Origin of the sequence: Dyadobacter fermentans DSM 18053 (assembly GCF_000023125.1) — a bacterium.
Lineage (GTDB): Bacteria > Bacteroidota > Bacteroidia > Cytophagales > Spirosomataceae > Dyadobacter > Dyadobacter fermentans.
The window spans coordinates 6,456,657-6,474,383 of sequence record NC_013037.1 but is presented as its reverse complement, the minus strand read 5'-3'; the positions used below and the strand labels follow the sequence as shown (position 1 = coordinate 6,474,383).

Genomic DNA, 17,727 nt, shown 5'->3' with positions numbered 1-17,727 from the left:
AACTACATCCGGATAATCGGGCGGACTTCTACATTCCCGCCTGCGAGAAGAATCGGGCAGCCTTTGGCCATGTCCGTTGCCTCTGCGAGCGATTCGGCCCGCACCATGATGAATCCGCCTACCGATTCCTTCGTTTCAATGTAAGGCCCATCGGTAACGACCTGCGACGGCCGCACGACGTTCCCTTCGTTGGCGAGGCGGTTACCACGGTCGATGAGCTTGCCCTGGGCTGCGATACCGCCGATCCAGTCCATCCATTGTTGCATACTGCTCTGCAATTCTTCCGGCGAAAGTCCGGGCATAACGGTGGGATCGTTTCTGAAAACAAACAGGAAGTCATTCATTGGAACATGAGGTTTAAGTTTTAAAGCCTGTTGACGAACGGCCGCGGCGGGACTGGACAAAGGATTCGGTTTTTTTACAAAAATTTAAAACCCCGCCTTCCGGCCATGCGCTTTGGTACGATTGTTTGATAAGACGGGATCGAAAATCAATCTGCAAAATAAACCGGAAATGACCACCACACGCACGCATTCGAAAAAAAGACGGACTATCAAGATCCTGCTGGGGATTTTGATCGCAATCGTCCTCATCAGGCTGGCGCTGCCGTACATTGTCCTTCATTTTGCCAACCGTAGTCTGGCGAATATGAACGGGTACTATGGGCACATTAAAGATATCGACCTGGCGATTATCCGAGGCGCTTATCAGATCGATAGCATTTACATCAACAAGGAAGACTCCGTTACCCAAAAGCAAACGCCTTTTTTCGCCTCGCAAACCATCGACCTGTCGGTAGAATGGAAGGCACTTTTCAAGGGTTCTATTGTGGGTGAACTGGTTTTTCAGCGGCCCTACCTGCTTTTTACCAAAGACAAAGTGGAGCCCCAGGAAGTGGTAAAAGACTCCGCCGATTTCCGGCAGATCCTCGACAAGTTCATGCCGCTGAGCATTAACCGCTGCGAGCTGCGCGGCGGCGCGATTCAGTACCGCGATAACAGTTCCAGCCCGAAGGTGGACATTGCGATGACGAACTTAAACCTGCTGGCCCAGAACCTCCGCAACAGCTACGATTCCTCCGCCGTGCTTCCGGCAAGCGTGCACGCCACAGCGGAAATATACGAAGGCAAGCTGCGCTTTGATGCCAAACTCAACCCGCTGGCCGACGCTCCGACATTCGATATGAGCGCCGAGCTCAACAACACCAACCTGGTGAAGCTCAATGATTTTTTTAAAGCATATGCCAAAATCGACGTCAACGACGGGCGCTTCGGATTATACACCGAAGTAGCTGCGAAGGACGAAGAATTCAAGGGATATGTGAAGCCGGTAATCAAAAATCTCGACGTTTTGGGACAGGAGGACCGGAAAGACAACCTGCTGCAAAAACTCTGGGAAGCCCTTGCCGGAGGTGCCGGAAAGCTGTTCGAAAACAAAAACAAAGACCAGGTAGCGACCAAAATTCCATTCCAGGGCCGCCTGGACGATCCGAAAACGAATATGTGGGTAGCCATTGCCAGCGTTCTTCAAAATGCATTCATCCACGCCATCCAGCCTTCAATCGATAATGAAATCAGCATTGCTTCGGTGAAGGATGAGAAAAAAGATAAGAAGACTTTCCTTCAAAAGATCTTCTCCAAGGATGACGACAAGCCGAAAGACAAGGACAAAAAGGACAAGAAAAAGGATAAGTAACAGCAAAAAGGGCTTCTTCGTGAAGCCCTTTTTGGTTAATGGTTCATTGCCGTGCCCGTGCCATGGTGCTCATGGACATCGCCGGTTTTTCCCACTTTGTTATAATCTTTCAAAACCTTTTTAGCCTCTTCCGTCCCGATCGCCTCCACGCGTTGGATCATATAAGGCAGCATTTTCGGGAATTTCGATTTGCCCGCCAGCTGTAATGCCCGTTTGGCATCAATCGGCGCCAGCGGCTCGGCGGCGTACCATTCCAGTAGCGGAAGGTTGTGGTCGTCTTTGTCTTCGTCTTTTTGCACCAGCGCATCCAGCACGTCCCAGCGCTGTGCCGGGTCGAGGCGGAGCATGCCTGAGGTCAGGTACAGGCGCACGAGTTTGGAATTATCGGTTTGGGCCATTTCAGCGAACTTTTTCAACGTTTCCGGTGAAACAGCCTTGTTTTCAGTCAGCAACTGCACCGACCAGCTACGGATGTACTCGCTGTCATTCGAAAGCAGGTCGGCGAGTTCTTTCTCCGTCAATCCTTTGGTGACGTGCAATGTCCACAATGCGCGCAGTTTGCGGGTTTCGTCTGGGTTGTTGGCGAGGATTTGTTTCAATGCCTTGTGCACTTTTTTGTTCGGGCCGCGTTCCTGCAAAATCGTGCGCGCCTGCCTTACGTACCATTCATTGGCATGGAGCTGATAGTTAACGAGTTCCATATCAGAGGCTTTAGACAAATCCACCTGCACCCATTTATCGTTCTCGTGCGAAATCTTGAAAATGCGGCCCATGGTTTTGTTATGCACGTCGGGGTTGGGGCTATGGCATTGGTTCTTATCGTACCAGTCGATCGCCCACACCGACCCGCTGGCGTCGTATTTGAAGTTCAGCCACTGCGACCATGAGTCGTTCATGGCCATAAAGTCGTTTTTATGCGTGGCCTCGTAGCCGGAGCCCGAGCGGGTGAGGTGATCGATATTGAGGCGTGCGCCGTTGATATTGTTCATAAAAATATCGTTGCGGTATTCCTTCGGCCAACTGTTGCCGAGGTAGATCATCGCCCCTGCGTGCGCATGCCCGCCACCGGCCGAAGCCGAGCGGAAGTTGCCCGCGTGCGGCCCGCGCTCTCCCACCCAATGCACGTGATCGGCAATGGTCTTGATGTCGTCGTAAGTGTATGGGTTGAAATGCTTGCCCGCCTGCCGCTGGTAGCGTGCGCCCTGGATCACGTGGTACATATGCGGTATCACGCACACGGTAATGAACGGATGTCCGTAATCGTTGAAATCAATCCCCCAAGGGTTGCTCGACCCCTCTGCGAACACTTCGAATTTGTGCGACACAGGATGGTACCGCCACACTCCGGCATTGATTTTCGTCCTTTCGGAATCCGGGGCGCCGGGCTTGCCTACGTTGGAATGCGTAAACACGCCATGCGTGCCATACAGCCAGCCATCCGGCCCCCAGCGCAGGTTGTTGAGCACCTCATGGGTATCTTCCAGCCCCCAGCCGTCGAGCAGAATCTGCGGCGGACCGGCGGGTTTGTCATTTTTAAAATCGGCCGGGATAAACAGCAGATGCGGTGCAGAACCGAGCCATACTCCACCCATTCCTACTTCAATGCCGCTGATGAGGTTCAGGTTTTCGGCAAATACCTTCCGCTTGTCGAGCGTGCCATCGCCATTGGTGTCTTCAAAAATGAGGATCTTGTCCCTTCCCTGCCCTTCCGGGGCACGCAAGGGATAAGTGTGGCCTTCTACTACCCATAACCTTCCGCGGTAGTCGATCGTGAAGCTGATGGGGCGGATAATATCCGGCTCAGCCGCCGCCAATGCTATTTTGAAGCCTGTGGGCGGCGTCATGGCCTTCGCTGCTTCCGTGCCGGAAAGGCCGGCGTTCAAAACCGGGTCCAGCGGGGGAAGAATGATAATGTCTTTCTGTTTCAGCTCATTCGGAAACTCGGGACGGCTGGCGTAGAAGCGAAAATCGTCGAAATTGATGTGCGCCCATTTGTCGTTCGGAATGTAGGGAATTTGAGAAATGCCCGTTTCATTGTCGACGATCCTGATGAATACTACCTTGTTCAGATAAGGCTGCAAATCCACCACCGCCGGCTGCAATGTAGCCCTCCCCTGCCCGGTAATGTGGTAAATGACCTTGTTATCTGCCGCAGTAACGATTTCCACGCGGGTATCCTGCAATGCACCTCCCGACACACGGAAGGCCGCAAACGGCTGCGTTACCTGGAAAGGCACGGAAGTGAGCGTGCCGGTTTGCTTGTAGTTGAGCGTGCCGCCGCTGCTGAGGAAGAATTTGCCTTCATACCCGATACTCATTTCTTTTTCATGCACCGGCGAAGGATCGGAGCTGTAAAGTGCCTGCTTGAATGCATCGCCCGTGGCCGTCCAGTTTTGCAGATCGCCCGTTTCGAAACCGAGGTTCAGCGGCTGTCCGTCCCTGGTCGGCAGCTGGCCTGCAACGGTTTCATTGGAAATTACGCCTTCCACCACCTCAAAAGCGCCCACCATCCCCGCAGCACGGTGCCCGGGCACGGAGCAATAATAGGTGTCGCTCTGCTCCGCCTTGAAAGTAATGCTGGTGCTGGTCCCTTTTTCGATAATCACCTTGCTTTTGATCCCCAGCTTTTCCAATGCGATATCGTGCGTCATGAGCTCCCCGTTCGTGATCGTGATCCGGACGCGGTCGCCCTTGTTGGCTTTCAAGGTCGGGTTTCTGGCGCCGTCTTTGGCAAAAAAGCCCAGCATGGTGGCTTCGAGCGCATAGTCGCGGTCGAATTTCTCGGTGGATTGCGTGGTTTGGGTTTGCTGTGCAATGGCAGGGGCTACCGGGGGCGTCACGATGGCGAGCGCCAGCGGGACCAAAAAGTGTGTCAACCTTATCATATTCATCTGTTTAGGAAAATCTCTGTCAGGAACTGAGAGTAAAGCAATCCCCTACCAGATTTATACTTATAGCCCCACTTTTTGATGAGCCTGCGGCCGTAATGCCGTGCGCAAATACATTTCCCGGCTACGCGCTGGTCACTTGGCGGCCGCTTCGTTCTCTCCGATCCGCAATGCTACGATCTTCCGGATCAGTCCGAGCGGCATGGGCTTGTTCAGCGGAAAATGGACGGAGCCTTTCGATCCTTTGTAGCCGGAAAGTTCTTCGGAGAGCTTTTGAAAAATGCTTTCCGAAATCGGGTATAGTGCCACGTGTTTCTTCCAACCTGCAAAATAAATCAGATAAGTCCCATTCAGGTTAAAGGTGGGCATATCGTACGAAATCGTCTCCACCGCCTCCGGCGCGACGGTCCTGATTTCCGCGCGGATCTGCCGCAATACTGCCTGGACGTCGTCCGGGAAGCCGGCAATGTATTCATCAATGGTCTTTGGTTTTGAAGCGGCCATGTTCGTTGCGTCTGATGAGCGGAGAAGTTAGTAAATATTCCCGTCCCCATCATCAAAGTACCAGCTTGTAACCTCTGCCTCGGATATTGATAATCTGGATTTTAGGATCTTCCCGCAGGTGACGGCGGAGTTTGGTGATGAATACGTCGAGACTGCGTCCGTTGAAGAAGGAATCGTCGCCCCAGAGTTCCATGAGCACTTCGCTGCGGCCGAGCACCTCGTTGCGTTGCAGGTAAAGTCGGCGCAGGAGTTCGGCTTCGCGGTGCGACAAGGCAATTTCCCGGCCGTCCAATGAGAGCCTTTGCTTGGCCGGATCGAACGAATACCGCCCGATTTTGAATGTTCCGTTGCCGGTACTGCGGTGCGCACCGGCACGCAGGAGGGCATTAATGCGCACAATGAGCTCTTCGAGGCTGAATGGCTTTTTGAGGTAATCGTTCCCGCCCAGCTCGAAGCCGCGCACCACGTCGGCGGTTTGCGAGCGGGCCGTGAGGAACATGATCGGAACGTGCGGATCGTCTCGGCGGATATGCTCGGCCATGGTGAAGCCGTCCATATCGGGCATCATAATGTCGGCTACGACGATGTCGGGCCGGTGCAGCCGGAATTGTTCCAGCCCTTCGACTCCGTTGGCAGCATACAGCACTTCAAAGCCCCTGTAAGTGAGGCTGTCTTTCACGATCATGCCCAGCGCTGGTTCGTCCTCGATGAATAATACCGTAGCCATTTTTCAGAATTTTAATACAAATGCACTCCCCTTCCCCGGCTCGCTCGCCAGACTGATGCTCCCGCCATGCTTTTCCACCACCTGCCGCACATACGCCAGGCCGAGGCCAAAGCCTTTTACCTGATGAAGGTCGCCGGTGGGCACGCGAAAGAACCGGTCGAAAACCGAGGCTTGATATGCTTTGGGAATGCCAATGCCGTTGTCGGTGACCGTGAGCTGCCAGCCCTGCCGCTCTCGCTGAAAATCGAATGAGATGGTGACGCGCTCGTAGGAATACTTGATCGCATTGTCGATCAGGTTGTTCAGCACATTTCCGAAGTGGACCTTATCGACATTCACCGTAGTGCCAAACGGGATATGCATATTGAAAGTCACCGTTTTAGGTGATTTGATGCGATGGTCGGCCACGAGCTCGCACAGCAGTTCGGCCAGGCTCACCGGCTCGGTATGGAATTCCAGCTCCTGTTTCTCGTCCACAGCCAGGTTCAGCACTTTTTCGACGAGGTCGGACAGCCGTTGGAGGTTGTTTTGAGAAACATGCAGGTATTCTTCGGCCTTTCGCGGATCTTTCAAAGCCCCGAAATGCAGCATCGCATCCACTGCCGCAGAGACGGTCGCGATGGGCGTTTTGAGCTCGTGGGTCATGTTATTGATAAAATCATTTTTGATTTCCGACAGCTTTTTCTGGCGTAGGATCGTCCGCAGCATAAACACGAAGCAACCCGTCGTGAGCAGCAGCAGCAGCACCGAACAGCCTAGCAGCCAGCCCATTCTTTTCAACAGGTAGGGCACGGGTGTTTCGAAGGTAGCCTGTACAAACAAATGCTTCACCGGGTTAATCGGCAGCGGCAGCGTGCTGAAACGACTGTCGGTCTGCTTCCTCAAACCGTTGAAAACGATCACGTTATTGGAGCCGGGGTTAGGCAGGATGTAGAGGGTATCGAGCAGGAAAGCGGCGTCGATGTTTCGCCTCTGCAATTCCTGGCGGTAGGCCGAGTACACCTTCCGCATGTCCACCTGTCCGCCGTCGGCCCAGTCTTGCACGACATACCTGGAAATGCGGCGCGCAAGCGTGTCCGCCGGGGCGATGGTGACGCTGTCGTTATTGAACTTATAATAAAATCTTGATCCTGAGCCGTTTGCATCCATCCGCCTGACCACTACCTGCGATCCCGGCAATGCCGGCGGCCCCGGGGCACCCGGCCTGAATAGCTTGCGGGCCTCGTCGATCTGCTGCCCTTCGATCACCTGAAACAGCGCATCCTGGACCACATTGCCAAACTGCTGACGGTTCAGCTTATAGGTCGTCCAAAGCCAATATCCCTGGAATGCATTGATCGCTACAATGCAGGCGGTCATCAGCCAGAAAATGGAACGGATGCGGCGGTTCGTCATACCACAAAGCTACGCTTCCGGCCCGACGATTTTGGGCACCTTAACACTATTTAACACTAAACAGAATTGATTAAGAAGGCATTCTAGCGAGCAAGCGACAGCGCGGGCGTAGCCCTCCGGTGGAAGATCCTCACACCATCCAGCTCCCGTACAAACTGGTAATGCCGCTGCACATATTCGCGCACCACAGGAACCCGGTCGTGCGGCAGAAAGATGTCGCCCTTTTCGGAATATTCGGGCAACATGGCTTCGACGAAGATTTTCGGTTTGTTTTCCTCCATATCCTCCACGAAGTCGCGCGTCCAGTTCGGGATCAACGGCGATTTCATCGAAAAATGAAACGTATGCACATCGCGGTAGCCCATGGGCCGCTGCGAAGTGACCAGCAGCCCATCGCGCCAGCCCCACACCACCACGGGGTCCGACGGCCGGCTATTCCGGACGATATGCCCCACGACTTTTCGATCGGTATCCGTACGTTTATCATAAGCCAGGTCGCGATCGAGGTATTTCAGGCTCACAGCCGTTTGCAGCAAGCCCCCGAGCAGCAGAAAACCGACCGCGTATCGACGCACAGCCAGCGTGCTCATCGACAGCATTAACGCAATGAATATCAACACAGGGACAAAAACAAAGAGCTTGTAATGTTCGAAATTATTACCCGACTGCAATACCGCATACATGCTCAGAAGCATGAGCAAAACGGTAAAAATGAGCGGCATCCGGTTTGTCCTGAACCCTGAAACCCATTGCCTGAACGATACCACCGGCAACACCGCGGCCAGCGCAAATAAGGTAAGCACGTAAATGCCCGAACTCGTAGCGTAAAAGACAAACCGCACCACACGCCCGGGACTGAACCGCTCAGCCATGGGCATGGGCGAAAACTGGGTCGTGAACGAATAATAGAAGTAATTCCAAAAGTAGTTGTTCCAAAATACGTCCAGCTTTCCGCGCAATGCATAAAACACATTCACGAAAACCGTGGGGAACAAACAGCCTGCGAGCAATGCGGCCATGTTGCGCCAGTCTTTCCGCTGCGCCATCGCGAACAACAAAAATGCCCCGGTGAGCAATCCCATGGGGGCATTCTGGAATTTGGCGTAAATGAGGCTGCCCAGCAACAGGCCCGTTGCAGCAGCGATCACCGGGCTGGTCCATCGCTGAAATATATACAAAAAGAACAGCGCCACACCCGCGGTGACCATCAGAATGCTGTTGTGTTCGGAATTATAGGCGGCGAAAATATGGCAGATCGTGCCCAGAAACAGCCCCAGGCTCCACGTCAGGATGAGGCTGAGCCTTTTCCCGGCAAATAGTTGGCATACCTGGTACAGCAGCAGGAGCGTTCCCGTCCACAATACAAGACCGATGAGCTCGGCGCTTGCGTAGCTGACTGGCATGCCGGCCCAGGAGCCTGCGAGTAAGGGAAAGACCGTCAGCGGACGGGCGTCGGTGTAGTTGAGCAGCGTCCAGAGCTTGTCGGGATAATGGTTAATGGCGATCACGGCGCTTAGCCACGTGCTGGTGTCGATATCATATTCCCTGTCGCGCAGAAAGGGCAGCCTGGCAGCCCACACTACGAGCAGCATCGCGGCGATGGCCACTGCTGCCTGCTTTGCCGAAACCGTGCCATCCGGGTTTTTGAAATAGGCCCGGTAACCCCACAAAGTCAATAGAAGAAAGGCGACAAACAGGAACAGTTTGAAGTAGAAGGTATAAATCATTAGTATACAGAGGATTGTCAGGTTGAGTTTGTGAAACAATATAAGGACGGTCGCCACCTCCTTCACCACAAACTCAGACTTTTCTTAGTTTACGGCGCAAAGCTGGCATCGAGCCGGCTTTTTATTGACTTATGCCGGGATTTTCAGCCTTAACACTACTTAACATTAAATAGCAGAACCTTACAAACCGTCGCCTGACCTTTGATGTATTCAAAATCAAAACCACGGTGACAATATGAAAAAGCTCCTTCCGATTGTAATGCTGCTTTTTGCGGCGCCCGACATTTTTGCACAAGCCTCGGGCCAGATCAATTACGAAATCGTGCATAAGATCGACCAGTCGCGACTGCGCTTCATGGTGAATGGCGAAGAAGTGAAGCAAGGCGATCCCAACTTCCCGACAGACGTTCCCGACACCCGCACGATCGGACAGAAAGTGACCTTTGCCGGCAATTTCGTGCGCGAAAACCGCGACGAGGAAAACATGATGAAAAGAGTAATCATGCAGCCGGGCGGCATCCCGCAAACCGCCGACGCCGGGCGGCCGTTTGAAGAATATGCCGTGACAGACATGGCCGGGCAGAAAATCGTGACATTCGTGACGGTAGGCGCCGGTAACAACGCGCAAACCTACAAATACGAAGCGCCGATTACGCCCGCCGGCGGTTGGCAGCTCACGCAGCAAACGAAAAAAATCGCAGGCTATTCGTGCCGGAAAGCGGTGGTGAACTACCGGAATGAGCCATACGCAGTCTGGTTCACGACCGAATTGCCGCTCCGATACTCGCCGGTTCCCGCGCTCACACCCGAAAAAGGCGCCGTGCTGCTGATCGAGGGAAGCCGCGAACAGTACAGGGCCACGAAAGTGCAGACGGGGAAAGTCGATGCGAAAACCGTCATGCCCGACGTCCAGGCGGAAACTGTGAGCGAAGCGCAGCTGAAAGACATCCGCCAGAAAGCTATGGCCGATTTCCACCAGAAAATGGGACCGGGAGGTGGAGGCATTTAAACTGATACTCTGCCTGTGGCTGGTTTCGCTCGTGCCGGCATTGGCCCAGAACACGCCCGGAGCCGGCAAAATCACCGGAATCGTGCTCGATTCGGCCACGCGGAAGCCGATGCGAATGGCCTCGGTATCCCTCTTGCAGGCCCGCGACTCCGCATACGTGAGCGCGACGATCACCGGCGGCGACGGCGATTTCGCATTCCGAAAAGTGGCGCCCGGCTCCTACCGCCTGCTGGTGACTTTTGTAGGATATAAAAATGTATCCCGGCCGGTGTCGGTAGCCCGCGATGCGCATTCGGACGCAGGCACGCTGCTGATGACCGAGCAAGGCACCGATCTGAGCGAGGTGGTGATCCGGCAGGAGATTGCGCCGGTGACGATTAAACAGGACACGCTGGAATTCAATGCAGGGGCATTCAAAACGCAGCCCAATGCGCAGGTGGAAGAATTGCTGCGCAAATTGCCGGGCATTGAAGTAGCCCGCGACGGCTCGATCAAGGCGAACGGCGTAGCCGTGAACAAGGTCCTCGTGGATGGCAAGCCGTTCTTTGGCAACGACCCCAAAATGGCGACCCGCAACCTCCCTGCCGACATTGTCGATAAGGTGCAGATGTACGATCAATCTTCGGATCAATCGCAGTTTTCGGGTGTGGACGACGGCGACCGCGAGCGCACGATCAACATTACCATCAAAAAAGACAAAGGCAAGGGTTATTTTGGTCAGAACGCGGTGGGAGTCGGGCCGCGGACAGGCGGGCCGCGGGCGGTCGGGCCGCGATCGGGCGGGCAGTCCGCTGCCAGCCAGTCGGCGCGGTATCAGGCCCGGCTGAACGTGAACCGGTTCAATAACCACAATGGCGGCCCCAACAGGCAGCTTTCGGTGATCGGACAGGCCAATAACCTCAACCAGCAGAACTTTACCATGTCCGACGGCAACCTGCCGGGTCCGGGATCGGGCGGGCCGCAGCAGGTGGGCCAGCCGGGCGGTGAAGGGTCAGAAGGGCAGGTTGCGCCATCCAACATTACGACTGTGGCCGCATTGGGAGCCAACTATCGTACCGAAAGCAATGCCGTGAAGTGGGGCAAGCGTACCGAAATGACCGCGAGCTATTTCGCCAGCCGTGCCGTGACTACCACCGACCAGCAAGCGCGGCGTGAAAACATCCTTCCCGGGCAGTCGTTCATCGCCGATCAAAGCAGTTATTCCAAAAACACTATGCTATCGCACCGCATCAACGGCCGTTTCGAGTTGCCACTCGACTCGCTCACGAGCCTGCGCTTCACCCCCAACATCAGCTTTCAAACGAAGGATTTTCGAAGCAGCAACGCGAGTTACTCCTACCGTTCGCCGGAAGATTCACTCAACAAAGGTTTGACCAACTATAACCTCCGCGGCTACGGCCTGAATGCCTATAACAACCTGCTCCTCATGCGCAAATACCGAAAAGAAGGCCGCTCGCTGTCGGCTAACCTGAATTCGATACTGACAACCGGCGGCACGACGGCCTACAACCGGTCGGCAAATACCTTCTTCGACACGCTCACGACCCCGCGCGGGCCGCAACGCATCGATCAGCGGAATGCACAAGACCAGTTCGCAATTCAGAATACGGTGAATGTCTCTTTCACAGAACCGATTTCTTTTACACAAAAACTGGAATTCAGGTATGCTTACAGCAATAGCTACGGCAAACTGCTGCGGAATGTCGCCGACAAAAGCGTGGAAACGAATGGTTATGACACCCGCGACAGCCTGCTGAGCCGCGATTTTGAGAATACATTTGAAACAAACCGCCTGGGTGCCACTTTTCAGACCCGGCGCTTGCGCTATACACTCGCATTCGGCGCCGATGCCCAGCTCGCGTCGCTGCGGCCCGAAGACCGCTCCAACGACGCCAGGTACCGCACCAGTTACGCCTATTTTATGCCCAATGCGCTTTTTTCATACACATTCAGGGGTAACAAAAACCTCCGGCTGCAATACCGGACCCGCGTGGCCTCGCCGGGGATCACACAGCTCATTCCGGTTGCCGACAATTCCAACCCGCTCAATATCACGACCGGCAACCCAACATTGCGGCCGGAATATTACCATAATCTCACACTCTCGTTTAACATTTCCGCGCGCGGCGGTGCGGATAACCTGTTCGTTTTCGGGAGTTTAAATCAAAGTAACAACCGCATCGGGCTGTCTACGCGCACCAATGCGTCGGGTGTGCTGGTAACCACGCCGGTGAATACGAGCGGTTTTGTTTCGGCGAATGGCTTTGTTTCGCTAGGCAAGAAAATCCAGCCTTTGCGGCTGTCGGTCAACCTGAGCACGCAGGGAAATCTTGCCCGGAACACGAACTTCATTAACGACGCTGACAATGTCACCACGACCACGTCGCTCGGGCAGGGCATCCGGCTGCAATCGGATTACAATGGCCGTATCGACTATGGCCTGAGCGCGCGCGTTACCTACCAGCAGGCGCGGTATTCGTTGTTATCTCAACAAAATATGCAGTTCTGGTCGCAATACGCCACGGCCGATGTGCACTGGCAACTCCCCGGCAACCTGGTGATCACGTCCGACGTCACTTATATCGGCAACACTGGTCGGGCGGAGGGGTATAACCAGCGATTCCTGCTTTGGAACGCGGCTATTGCAAAGCAATTTCTGCGGACGCGCCAGGCGGAGGTCCGGTTGCAGGTTTTCGATCTGCTCAATCAAAACCGCAGCCTCATCCGCAACACCGGTGACACGTACATCGAGGATGTGCGCAGCCGCGTATTGAAGCGCTACTTTCTGTTGACCCTCGTGTACAACCTCAGGAAATTCGGAAGCTGAAAACACAAAAAGCGTGTTACAGCACCCTGTGACACGCTTCTACATTACTGTTCGTTTATCGGCTTATTATTCTTCAAAATCAGGCATCCCCGGCTGAAAGCACATAACCGACAGCCACTTGTCAAACTTTATGAGATGCAGTCGTAAAATTAATTCTAACATTGAAATAACAAATATTTCGAACACTATTTTTTGGTGTTGCGGAAAGAAGGGTTAGCGGCGGGCGTCGCGGGGGAGATAACCGAATTTTTTCTTGAATGCAGCCGTGAAATGCTGCGGGTTTTTATAGCCGGAAAGCGCTGCAATTTCACCGATTGAAAGCGCCGAACCCGGGTCGAGAATGTGCCTCCGGGCTTCTTCGAGCCGGGTATCGGCAATGTAGCCGAAAACGGTTGTCCCGAAAAGCTCCTTGAACCCTTCCTGCAATTTGGTCCGGTTCAGCCCCGCCACACGGGCAAGTTCTTCGATTGAAAACGGGTTTTCGATGTTGCGCAAAAGCAGGTTTTTCACCTCGTGGAGCTTGTCGATATCCGACCGTTTGAGGCTTTTCCGTCCAGGCTCCGCGGCGTTGATCTGACCGATCTGCATCGTGAGCAGTTCAATCACTTTTGCTTCGATAAAAGCCTTTTTCAATGCGCCGGTGTAGGGGCAGTCCCGTATTTCCGCCAGCAGCCTTTTCATCGCCTGGGTGATCGGAAAGCTGCGGCTTCCCATGATCGCCGGCTGGTTTTGCTCGATGTTCTTCCCAAACTCGCCCAGCACCTCCAGGTCGTTATGAAACAGCCGGCGCAGGAAATCGAGCGACAATTCTATTTCGACGCTCTGCGACATCGGTTTTTTGAGATAATGCAGGCGGCCTTTCAGCGCCGGGTAAAAGAGCAGCGAATGCGTGCCGCCGTAAATCACCGTTTCGATTTCGGCCTCGGCTTGCGGAATGTACAGGCATCCGGTGGTGGAAAGCTCGAAATGCATTTGCAGGTAAGGAAAATCGCTTTCGAGGATTTGCACCAGGTCGCGGTCCAGCATTCCCTCCGCCATGGAAATGATGATCCCCGGACAAAAGATCCGGTGAATGCGGGAATACATGCCCAGGTGGCTGTACTCACTCTTTTCCTCCCAAATACCCGACCGGTCGGCCACGCCGAAGCCCTCCGAATATCCCCGCTCGAAGTTGAGTTCCGCAAATTCTTCCGAAGTGAATACGATTTTCATCAAAGTCCTGTTTTTGGCGGCATTAATACTGCTTTTGACGTTAACCGCACCCGGGGGCAGATCGGTACATTTGCCGTTATTTTTAAACAGTCTTAATTAAGTAAAATTAACAGACCATTGAGACCTTTCCTCCTCCTGTTACGATTTTTTATTACACTGGCTTGCATTTCCCCTATAACATCTTCTGCACAAGATAGTTATAAAATACAGGGGTTGGTAAAAGATCAGCGGGGCGAGCCGCTGGCAGGCGCCTCTGTCTCGATCTCGAAACTGGATCTTCATGAAATTACCAACGAAAAAGGAGAATTCACACTCAGTGTCCCGCGCCGCAGCAGCTATGCGGTGAGTGCGCGGCACATTGGTTTTGTGGAGGTGAGCCGCACGGTGGCGTTTGGGGATTTGTCGCAACCATTGGTTTTAACATTGAAAGACGACCCCAAACAGCTCTCGGAAGTGCAGGTTACCGGCCGCACCGAAACCCAGGAAGCGCGGTTGCAGCCCATCAAAGCGGAGGTGATCAACACCCGGGCGGTGCAGGAGCAGCCCTCCACGCTCGTAGAACTGATGAACCGCTCGGCGGGCATCCGGATTCGCCAGACGGGCGGCCTCGGGTCCAATGCGGGCCTGATGATGAATGGTTTCCAGGACCGCGCGATCAAGAATTTCAAAGATGGTATTCCGATGGATTACCTCGGTGCAGGCTACAACATCGGGCTCGTGCCTGTAAATATGCTCGAACGCGTAGAGGTGTACAAGGGCGTGCTGCCCACCAACCTGGGCGCGGATGCGCTGGGCGGGGCGGTGAACCTGGTAACCAAGAAATCGCTGTACCGCTATGCCGAGGCGTCGTACGAAATCGCTTCGTTCAACACCCACCGTGCGTCGCTGAATGGGCTCTACACGGATACCACACGCCATTTTTTCATCGGCGGCGACGCATTCGTGAACCGTTCCGACAATAATTACAAAGTGGACGTAACCGTCACCGACCACGAAACCGCCGCCCGCCGCGACGCCACCGTACGGCTTTTCCATAACCAATTCACCAATTACTATGCCGAAGCATACGGCGGGCTGACAGGCAAGCGCTGGGCCGATGAGCTGCGCGTGGGCGTGACGTGGTTCCGCATTAACCGGCAAAACCAGTATGGCTCCTCGATGTCGCAGCCGTTCGGGGCGGCGTTGAGCAGGCAATACTCGGTGATCCCTACCCTGCGCTACCGCAAGGCATTCAACCGACTGAGCCTGGACCAGTTCCTCACCGTGAGTAATATCCATACCCAGCAGGTGGACACCGCTCGCGGAACCTACGATTGGTTTGGCAAATTCATCCCGAGCCCGTCCCGCCAGGGCGAGATTACAGCCACCGGCAGCCTCTCGGACATTACTTTTTTCTACTTCACGAGCCGCACACACGTCGGATACCGGTTCAATGACGTGCACAAGGCGGAAATCAACGTGGTATCGACCAACATTGGCCGCGACGGGAACGACCCGAGGGGCCTGAAACTTCCGCAGACGGGGCAGGATATTCTTTCGCTTCCGGCAAAGTATTACAAACTGGTAGGCGCTGCCGGCCTGCAATCCGTATTTTGGGATGAAAAACTGACCAATCACCTGATTGCCAAATACTATTATTACAACACGTCTACCATTAATGTGGACGTCTACGGCTCCGCATTGGGCGAGCACCGGTACACTTCCGACGGCAGTTTCGGCATTGCGGAGGCTTTGAAACTGGCCGTTACGCCTTCTACGTTTTTCAGGGTTTCGGCCGAGGTGGCCACGCGCCTGCCCGAGCAGGACGAAATGTTCGGCGACGGTAATTTCCACCGCTCCAACTTTTTACTCAAACCGGAAAAGAGCGTGAATATCAATGCCGGCTTCCGTACCGAGAAACGCAATGCTTACAACCTGGAAATCAATGCATTTTATCGCATTACCCGCGACCTGATCCTCAAAATGCCGATCGATTTCCTGTTCACCCAAAACCAGAACGTAAGCAATGTGAAAGGCCTCGGGCTGGAAACCGACCTGAACGTGAACCTTACCCGCTGGCTGCGCGCAAACGGCAATTTCACCTACCAGGATTTCCGCGTGTTCGACACCGGCAACCGCCTGACGGAGGATGCCAGGCTACGCAATACGCCCTATTTCTTCGCCAACCTTGGCCTGAATGCCAATATCACCCGCATGCCGGGAAAGGGACGTTTGCAGCTGTATTACTATTTCACGTTTGTCCGCGAATACTACCTCGACTACATCCCGAAATCCCTCGAACCGGACGGTTTCCTCGGGCTTTGGGGAAAGGCCAAATTCGAGGCGCCCAACATTATCCCGAGCCAGGCATTGCACTCTTTGGGCTTTACCTACCACCCGGTGAACGATCGCTTTTCCGTTGGTTTTCAGGCTAAAAACATCTTCAATACCAACGTTTACGACAATTTCCGGATTCAGAATGCCGGCCGCAGTCTCCATTTGAAAGTCAACTATACCCTCAAATAAATTATCCATTTTACAACCAAAATCATGAAAACATCTTTGTTCAGATCACTCCTTTTCGGCCTTGCATTTACGGCATTCCTCGGCTGCTCGTCGGACGATAACGACGGCACCACGCCCACTCCCGAAACGAAAGACAAATACGTACTGATGACGTCGATCGAACGCTTCGGAGCGGGCTATTTCACGGCGCTGGATGGCCTTCCATCGGGGACGATCCAGGCTACCAATCCCAAATCCCTTCAGGTGAAGCAGGCATTTGGTTTCCGGACATTTGGCAAGTGGTTTTTCAACCGCACCAATGCAGCCGGCGAGACAGGACTTCAAAAATATTCGCTCAATGCGGACGGCAGTTTGAAAGACGAAGGTTTCATTGCCGGATCAACGCAATACCTGGTGGTTAATGAAACGACCGGCTATTACCTCGACGAAACCCGCGGCCTTTTAAAACTTCAGAAGTTCAACCCTTCCACCATGCTGCGTACCGGCGAAGTGGATCTGTCGGTCGTTCAGAAGCAGGGTGTTGAATATCAGGCGGTAGGAAAGCATACCATCGCCGCGAAGGAGGGGAAACTGTATGTTGGCATTACTTACAGTACAACGGCGTTGGCAGGATTCGGCGGCGACGTGTTCAACGCTGTGGAATTTGCGGTGGTGGACCTGGCCACAGACAAGTACGAAAAAACGATCAAATACGACGGTATCAGAGGCATCGGCTGGGGATCGTCGGGCAACAAAATGTGGACCATCGGTGACGACGGTGCCCTCTACCTGTATAGCACCGGATTAAACGTCGGCCTGGCCAAAACATCGATCATCCGCATCAAAAAAGGCGAGACGGACTTCGACAAAACCTGGACCTTTTCGACCAACGACTTACAGCCGGTCAACTCGATCGTAACCGCGCTCGTGAAAGGCGGTAAACTCTATTTTGAATCGCCGTCAGTTCCCTTGAAGACCGACTTTTCAAACCTTCAGAATGCCCCTATTTTTGATTACTACACCTACGACCTCACTACCAAGCAGATTACGAAGATCGAAGGAATGCCCCAGCATGAATTTGCATTTGCCAACGAACAGGCCATCACAGAAATCGACGGCAAAGTTTACTTGTGGGTCAAAAATTCTACCGACAAACTGGAAAGCTATTATATAGTGGATGGCAACAAAGCGACGCAGGTGTTCAAAGTAGCGCTGGACGGCGCGATCCAGGGCTTCGTAAAGCTTCCTAACTAATCTTT

12 protein-coding genes are annotated in these 17,727 nt (G+C 53.9%); 5 read left to right on the top strand and 7 right to left on the bottom strand.

Going from position 1 to position 17,727, the window contains the following annotated elements; translation table 11 throughout:
* Window positions 1-2: 2 nt before the first annotated feature.
* Window positions 3-344: a YciI family protein gene (locus tag DFER_RS26710; RefSeq protein WP_015814790.1), complete on the bottom strand. Its 342-nt coding sequence runs from the start codon at window positions 342-344 to the stop codon at window positions 3-5.
* A 169-nt stretch (window positions 345-513) separates the two neighbouring features.
* Here DFER_RS26710 and DFER_RS26705 point away from each other — a divergent pair, with 169 nt between their 5' ends.
* A complete protein-coding gene (locus DFER_RS26705) occupies window positions 514-1,695 on the top strand; it encodes a DUF748 domain-containing protein (RefSeq protein WP_015814789.1) in 1,182 nt (393 codons plus the stop codon).
* A gap of 35 nt (window positions 1,696-1,730) precedes the next feature.
* Here the strand turns inward: DFER_RS26705 and DFER_RS26700 are convergent, their stop codons facing one another.
* The 5 genes from DFER_RS26700 to DFER_RS26680 form a co-directional block, all read right to left on the bottom strand.
* The gene (locus tag DFER_RS26700; RefSeq protein ID WP_015814788.1) at window positions 1,731-4,586 is read right to left on the bottom strand and encodes a PVC-type heme-binding CxxCH protein; all 2,856 of its coding nucleotides are present in this window, start codon (window positions 4,584-4,586) and stop codon (window positions 1,731-1,733) included.
* Between the two features lie 132 nt (window positions 4,587-4,718).
* The gene (locus tag DFER_RS26695; protein ID WP_015814787.1) at window positions 4,719-5,087 is read right to left on the bottom strand and encodes an iron chaperone; all 369 of its coding nucleotides are present in this window, start codon (window positions 5,085-5,087) and stop codon (window positions 4,719-4,721) included.
* Window positions 5,088-5,139: 52 nt separating this feature from the next.
* Window positions 5,140-5,814, bottom strand: coding sequence for a response regulator transcription factor (locus DFER_RS26690; protein ID WP_015814786.1), 675 nt, complete (start codon window positions 5,812-5,814; stop codon window positions 5,140-5,142).
* A gap of 3 nt (window positions 5,815-5,817) precedes the next feature.
* Window positions 5,818-7,209 (bottom strand): sensor histidine kinase, encoded by a 1,392-nt coding sequence (locus DFER_RS26685; protein WP_015814785.1) that lies wholly within the window; start codon window positions 7,207-7,209, stop codon window positions 5,818-5,820.
* 83 nt (window positions 7,210-7,292) lie between these two features.
* The gene (locus DFER_RS26680; RefSeq protein WP_143828818.1) at window positions 7,293-8,936 is read right to left on the bottom strand and encodes a glycosyltransferase family protein; all 1,644 of its coding nucleotides are present in this window, start codon (window positions 8,934-8,936) and stop codon (window positions 7,293-7,295) included.
* A gap of 235 nt (window positions 8,937-9,171) precedes the next feature.
* Between DFER_RS26680 and DFER_RS26675 the strand changes: the two genes are divergently transcribed.
* Window positions 9,172-9,945 (top strand): GLPGLI family protein, encoded by a 774-nt coding sequence (locus DFER_RS26675; protein ID WP_015814783.1) that lies wholly within the window; start codon window positions 9,172-9,174, stop codon window positions 9,943-9,945.
* Window positions 9,932-12,772, top strand: coding sequence for an outer membrane beta-barrel protein (locus DFER_RS26670; protein ID WP_015814782.1), 2,841 nt, complete (start codon window positions 9,932-9,934; stop codon window positions 12,770-12,772). The genes DFER_RS26675 and DFER_RS26670 overlap by 14 nt, the downstream gene beginning before the upstream one ends.
* Before the next feature lie 213 nt (window positions 12,773-12,985).
* On the opposite strand, the gene DFER_RS26665 is transcribed toward DFER_RS26670, so the two are convergent.
* Entirely contained in the window at window positions 12,986-13,984 is a 999-nt protein-coding gene (locus DFER_RS26665; RefSeq protein ID WP_015814781.1) for a helix-turn-helix transcriptional regulator, read from the bottom strand.
* Between the two features lie 213 nt (window positions 13,985-14,197).
* On the opposite strand from DFER_RS26665, the gene DFER_RS26660 reads away from it, so the two are divergent.
* Window positions 14,198-16,489 (top strand): TonB-dependent receptor, encoded by a 2,292-nt coding sequence (locus DFER_RS26660; RefSeq protein ID WP_015814780.1) that lies wholly within the window; start codon window positions 14,198-14,200, stop codon window positions 16,487-16,489.
* A gap of 24 nt (window positions 16,490-16,513) precedes the next feature.
* Window positions 16,514-17,722 carry a DUF4374 domain-containing protein gene (locus tag DFER_RS26655; protein ID WP_015814779.1) on the top strand — a complete coding sequence of 403 codons (1,209 nt, stop codon included), beginning with the start codon at window positions 16,514-16,516 and terminating at the stop codon, window positions 17,720-17,722.
* The last annotated feature ends 5 nt before the right edge of the window (window positions 17,723-17,727 follow it).

Coding starts and splice junctions, on each gene's coding strand:
- DFER_RS26690 (WP_015814786.1), bottom strand. CDS start 5,814: ATGGCTACGGTATTATTCATCGAGGACGAACCAGCGCTGGGCATGATC.
- DFER_RS26710 (WP_015814790.1), bottom strand. CDS start 344: ATGAATGACTTCCTGTTTGTTTTCAGAAACGATCCCACCGTTATGCCC.
- DFER_RS26705 (WP_015814789.1), top strand. CDS start 514: ATGACCACCACACGCACGCATTCGAAAAAAAGACGGACTATCAAGATC.
- DFER_RS26680 (WP_143828818.1), bottom strand. CDS start 8,936: ATGATTTATACCTTCTACTTCAAACTGTTCCTGTTTGTCGCCTTTCTT.
- DFER_RS26695 (WP_015814787.1), bottom strand. CDS start 5,087: ATGGCCGCTTCAAAACCAAAGACCATTGATGAATACATTGCCGGCTTC.
- DFER_RS26655 (WP_015814779.1), top strand. CDS start 16,514: ATGAAAACATCTTTGTTCAGATCACTCCTTTTCGGCCTTGCATTTACG.
- DFER_RS26685 (WP_015814785.1), bottom strand. CDS start 7,209: ATGACGAACCGCCGCATCCGTTCCATTTTCTGGCTGATGACCGCCTGC.
- DFER_RS26675 (WP_015814783.1), top strand. CDS start 9,172: ATGAAAAAGCTCCTTCCGATTGTAATGCTGCTTTTTGCGGCGCCCGAC.
- DFER_RS26700 (WP_015814788.1), bottom strand. CDS start 4,586: ATGAATATGATAAGGTTGACACACTTTTTGGTCCCGCTGGCGCTCGCC.
- DFER_RS26665 (WP_015814781.1), bottom strand. CDS start 13,984: ATGAAAATCGTATTCACTTCGGAAGAATTTGCGGAACTCAACTTCGAG.